At 65.7% G+C, this 4994-nt stretch carries 4 protein-coding genes and 1 pseudogene; 2 read left to right on the top strand and 3 right to left on the bottom strand.

The window, feature by feature from the left end; translation table 11 throughout:
• Positions 1 to 152: 152 nt before the first annotated feature.
• On the top strand, positions 153 to 449 hold the full coding sequence (locus NW75_RS08380) for an SEL1-like repeat protein (RefSeq protein WP_010406124.1): 297 nt from the start codon (positions 153 to 155) through the stop codon (positions 447 to 449).
• Positions 450 to 453: 4 nt separating this feature from the next.
• On the opposite strand, the gene topA is transcribed toward NW75_RS08380, so the two are convergent.
• Positions 454 to 3030, bottom strand: coding sequence for a type I DNA topoisomerase (topA, locus tag NW75_RS08375; protein WP_033964691.1), 2577 nt, complete (start codon positions 3028 to 3030; stop codon positions 454 to 456).
• 87 nt (positions 3031 to 3117) lie between these two features.
• Positions 3118 to 3342, bottom strand: coding sequence for a SemiSWEET family transporter (locus NW75_RS25035; protein ID WP_033964690.1), 225 nt, complete (start codon positions 3340 to 3342; stop codon positions 3118 to 3120).
• 190 nt (positions 3343 to 3532) lie between these two features.
• Between NW75_RS25035 and NW75_RS08365 the strand changes: the two genes are divergently transcribed.
• Positions 3533 to 4060: a hypothetical protein gene (locus tag NW75_RS08365; RefSeq protein ID WP_052192314.1), complete on the top strand. Its 528-nt coding sequence runs from the start codon at positions 3533 to 3535 to the stop codon at positions 4058 to 4060.
• Positions 4061 to 4062: 2 nt separating this feature from the next.
• Here the strand turns inward: NW75_RS08365 and dprA are convergent.
• Positions 4063 to 4972 (bottom strand): annotated as a pseudogene (gene dprA / locus NW75_RS08360) (DNA-processing protein DprA).
• Between the last annotated feature and the right edge of the window lie 22 nt (positions 4973 to 4994).

Here is a 4994-nt window from a genome sequence, read left to right as displayed (position 1 = left end):
TTTGCTGCTGGCAGCGGCGCGGATCGGCACGACCCGGCTGATCGACAACCTCGCGATTCCGCCCGCCGATCATGCCTAATGGCCGTTAACCTTTTGTTGACCCCAATCCGGCAAGGTGTTGCCGGTAGGGATGGTTAACGGGGGTTAAGAGCATGGGCAGCAGCCTGAAGAATGCGCAGTTCCTGATCGACAGCCGAATCGCCGATGCGGCGCGCGGCGACGCAGACGCATGTTTCGATCTTGGCATGGTCTATTCGAGTGGTTCGGCCGGAATCGGCGTCGACCTGATCGAGGCGCACAAATGGTTCAACCTGGCCGCCGTTGCGGGCAGCGAGATCGCCAAGGATTGCCGCCGCGACATTGCCGAGGACATGACCGCGCGCGAAATCGCCACCGCCCAAGCGGCGGCGCGGGCGTTCCTGGTGTCCACCCAGCGCCGCGCCGCCTGATCCTTTACTCTGCGGCGACCGCTTTTTTGGGCGCTGCCTTTTTCGCGGCCGGTTTCTTGGCCGCAGGCTTCTTTGCAACCGTCTTTGCGGCGGGCTTTTTGGCCGCTGCCTTCTTCTTGCCCTTTGCGGGCGGTGCTGCGGCGGCGCGCGCGTCGATCAATTGCGCCGCTTCTTCGAGCGTCAGCGCGTCCTTTTCGATCGATTTGGGCAAGGTCGCATTGGTCGTGCCGTCGGTGACATAGGCCCCGTAGCGGCCCTCCATCAGCTTGATCTCGGCCTCGGTGCGCGGATGCAGCCCCAGCACTTTCAGCGGGGCCTGGGCCCCCCGTTGCGGCCGCCCGCCGCCTGCCGCAGCCTCAGCGAGCTTCACCACAGCCGCGTTCATGCCCGTCTCGAACACGTCCGCCGTCGAGGACAGGCGGGCATATTTGCCAGCATGCGCCAGATACGGCCCATAACGCCCAATCGAGGCGGTGATCGGCTCGCCGCTTTCGGGGTGGGTGCCGATCGTGCGCGGCAAGCTCAAGAGTTTCAGCGCCCATTCCAGATCGAGTTCGGGAATGTCCTTGGGGATCGAGGCGCGCTTGGCCTCCTTGCCCTCGCCCAATTGAATATAGGGGCCGAAGCGCCCCGTCTTACGCTCTACCGGCAGACCGGTGACCGGATCGTTGCCGAGCGTTTCGGGCGTGGCATCGGCCTCGCCTTCACCGCCGGGCTGGCCGAAGCGGCGGGTATATTTGCATTCGGGATAGTTGGAGCAGGCCACGAACGCGCCGAACTTGCCGCCGCGCAAAGCAAGCTGGCCCTTGTGGCAGAGCGGGCATAGCCGCGGATCGCTGCCATCGGCCTTGGCCGGGAAGAGATAGGGTTCGAGGAATTTGTCGAGCGCGGCGGTCACTTCGGACGGCTTTTGCTCCATCACCTCGGTCGTGCGCGGCTTGAAGTCCTTCCAAAAGGCTTCGAGCACGGCTTGCCACTGCGCGCGGCCGCCCGACACTTCGTCAAGCTCGTCCTCGAGCCCGGCGGTGAAATCATAGCCGACATATTTCTCGAAAAAGCGTTCGAGGAACGCCGTCACCAACCGGCCCGATTCCTCGGCGAAGAAGCGGTTCTTCTCGACGCGGACGTAGGCGCGGTCCTTCAGCGTCTTGATGATCGAGGCATAGGTCGAAGGGCGACCGATGCCGAGTTCTTCGAGGCGCTTGACCAGCGACGCTTCCGAGAAGCGCGGCGGCGGCTGGGTGAAATGCTGTTCGGCGGTGACGCCCAATTTGGCCGGGGCATCGCCCTCGCGCAGGCGCGGCAGGCGCTTGGCGTCTTCATCCTGCGTGTCGTCCGAGCCTTCTTCGTACAAAGCGAGATAGCCGGGGAAGAGCATCACCTGACCGGTTGCGCGGAGGGCCGTGTCGCCCGTGCCGTCAGCCAGTTCGACCGTGGTGCGCTCCAGCCGGGCCGAGGCCATCTGGCTCGCCAGAGCGCGCTTCCAGATCAAATCGTACAACCGCGCATGATCGCCGCCGCCAGCCTTGTCCTTGCTGAAGTCGGTCGGGCGGATCGCCTCATGCGCTTCCTGCGCGTTCTTGGCCTTGGTCTGGTAGACGCGCGGCTTGTCGGGGACGTAGCTCGCGTCATAGCGATCGGCGACGGCATGGCGCGCGGCAGAGATCGCGCTCGAATCCATCTGCACGCCGTCGGTACGCATATAGGTGATCGCGCCGTCCTCGTAGAGGCCTTGCGCGATCCGCATCGTATGGTCGGCGGAGAAGCCGAGCTTGCGCGAAGCTTCCTGCTGCAACGTCGAGGTGGTGAAGGGCGGCGGCGGGTTGCGCGTCGCAGGCTTCACCTCGACCGATTGCACCGTGAACAGTCCGCTTTCGACCGCGGCCTTGGCGCGCTTGGCGGTGCCTTCCTCGCCGATCGACAGGCGATCGAGCTTCTTGCCCTCGAACTGCACGAGCCGCGCCTGGAACGGCGTGCCGTCATGCTCCATGTCGGCGATGACCGACCAATATTCCTGCGGGCGGAAGGCCTCGATCTCGCGCTCGCGGCTGACGATCAGGCGCAGCGCGACCGATTGCACGCGCCCTGCCGACTTGGCGCCGGGCAGCTTGCGCCACAGCACTGGGGAGAGCGTGAAGCCGACGAGATAATCGAGCGCACGGCGCGCCCGATAGGCGTCGATCAAATCGGTATCGAGCTCGCGCGGATGCTGCATCGCCTCGGTCACCGTCGCCTTGGTGATGGCGTTGAAGGTAACGCGCTGCACGTCCTTGGGCAGTGCCTTGCGGCCGCGCAGCACCTCCTGCACGTGCCAGCTGATCGCTTCGCCCTCGCGGTCAGGGTCGGTCGCGAGGATCAGGCGGTCGGCGGTCTTGGCGAGATCGGTGATCGCCTTCAACTGCTTGGCCTTGTCGGCGTAATTTTCCCATTCCATCGAAAACCCGTCCTCGGGATCGACCGAGCCATCCTTGGGCGGCAAGTCGCGGACATGGCCGTAGGAAGCGAGGACGCGGTAATCCGAACCGAGATATTTCTCGATGGTCTTCGCCTTGGCGGGCGATTCGACGATGACAAGCTGCATGGGGTGATCGAGGTCCTTACGTGTACGCGCGAGGATGGAGATGTGGCGGGCGCTGCGTCAAGCGGGGCATCACGTCAACCATCGACATCACAATGCAGTCGCCAGCGTCAGCGCGCCCAGCACTATGCCGGGGCTGTTGGCGCAGACGATCGGCCAGTCGCGCTTGGGCTTCGCAAGACCGTACAGTGCCCATAAGGCGCAATTCACCACCGTTGCGATCGGTTGAACGATCGAGCCTTTGTGCCCGTCCAAATTGAGGCGGATCTGGTCGACGTAAGACGCGTACATCGCGATCGCGGTGCAGGTGGCCACCCAGCGAGGATAGAGAGCATACGGTCGGTCATGGGGAGGCTCCGGATTGAGGCGGCAGTCTCCGCCAAACGGAGCGACCGTCTGCGGGACGTTTAAACCTCCCGGCAAGTTCCCGTTTGCGTCAAAAGGTCTGCACGGTGGCGAGCGCGCGACTGGGCTGGCATAGCGGTCGGGAGCAGGGGAGAGCAGCATGATTCGGGCAATTGCGGCGATGATGGCGGTGCAGGCGGCGACAGTGGTGCTGCCCGAGCGATTGGAAGCGCCGACCCCGCCGGGGTTCGTGACCGGCTATGACGCGCACAATACGCAGATCGCGATAACCGAGCGAATCCCGCGCGGCGAAACCGTCGAGCAATGGTCCCGGATGATCACGGTGCAGCGTTTTACCGGGATTGCCCGAGTGGGCGGGCACGGCTTTCTGGACAGGCTGGCCAATGGCGTGAAACGCAGCTGTCAGGGCGCATCGACGACGCCGATCGTCGATAGCGTCGCCGACGGACGCGCGGTTGCGTCGATGCGCGCGGACTGTCCGCTCAACAGCGCGACGGGCAAAGCTGAGGTCTTTTTCGTCAAAGTATTCACCGGTGCGGCGGACATCCATTCCGTCCAATATGCATTCCGGTCGGTGCCGACGGCCAAGGATGCGGCGGTGGCGGAGGCCTATCTCGATTCGATCGCTCTCTGCCCCGGTAGCGCGAAGGCCTGCGCGGCGTCCTGAGTTCAGACCAGCGCCACCCGACCTCCGGCATGACGTTCCAACCGCCCGGCCAGTTCCAGTTCGAGCAGCACCGTCTGCACAATCGCGGGGCTATGTCCCGATTGCCGGATCAGTTCGTCGATCGCCACGGGTACGGGGCCGAGCAGATCGCGCACGTCGCGGCGTTCGGCGTCGCTCGCATCTTCGGGCGGGGGCGCGCGGAAGCCGTCGCGGCTGGTGCGGACCATACGCTGGTCGATCGGGCGCACCGTTTCCAGCACGTCGGCGGCGGATTGCACCAGCGTCGCGCCGTCGCGGATCAGCCCGTTGCACCCCTGCGCGCGCGGATCGAGCGGGCTGCCGGGCACCGCCATCACCTCGCGGCCCAGTTCGGCGGCAAGGCGCGCGGTGATGAGCGAGCCCGATTTGGGCGCGGCCTCGACCACGACGGTGCCGAGCGACAGACCGGCGATGATGCGGTTGCGATAGGGAAAGTGGCGCGCGCGCGGTTCGGTGCCGGGCGGTTGTTCGGCGATCAGCAAGCCGTCCTGCGCGATGCGTTCCTGCAGCGCGGCGTTTTTCCGGCGGATAGACCACGTCGATCCCACCGGCGATGACCGCGATCGTTCCCGTCTCGATCGATCCGACATGTGCGGCGGTGTCGATCCCGCGCGCCAGGCCCGAGACGACGCTCACCTCCTCGCGCCCAAGCTCGGCGGCAAGCTGTCGCGCGAAGCGGCACGCTGCTGCTGACGCATTGCGCGCGCCAACCATCGCGATGGAGAGCTGCGCGAGCAGATCGATCCGCCCGCGCACGATCAAGGCGGGTGGGGCATCGTCGAGTTCGGCGAGCAGCGGGGGATAGTCGGGGTCGTCAAGGAACAGGTGGCGCGCGCCCAGCCGGGCCACCGTTGCCAGCTCGCGCTCGGCCAGCGCGACCGGGCAGCGCGGGGGC

It is taken from the genome of Sphingomonas sp. Ant H11 (genome assembly GCF_000797515.1).
In the GTDB taxonomy this organism is placed as follows: Bacteria; Pseudomonadota; Alphaproteobacteria; order Sphingomonadales; family Sphingomonadaceae; genus Sphingomonas.
This window is presented reverse-complemented; position numbering and strand designations above follow the sequence as displayed.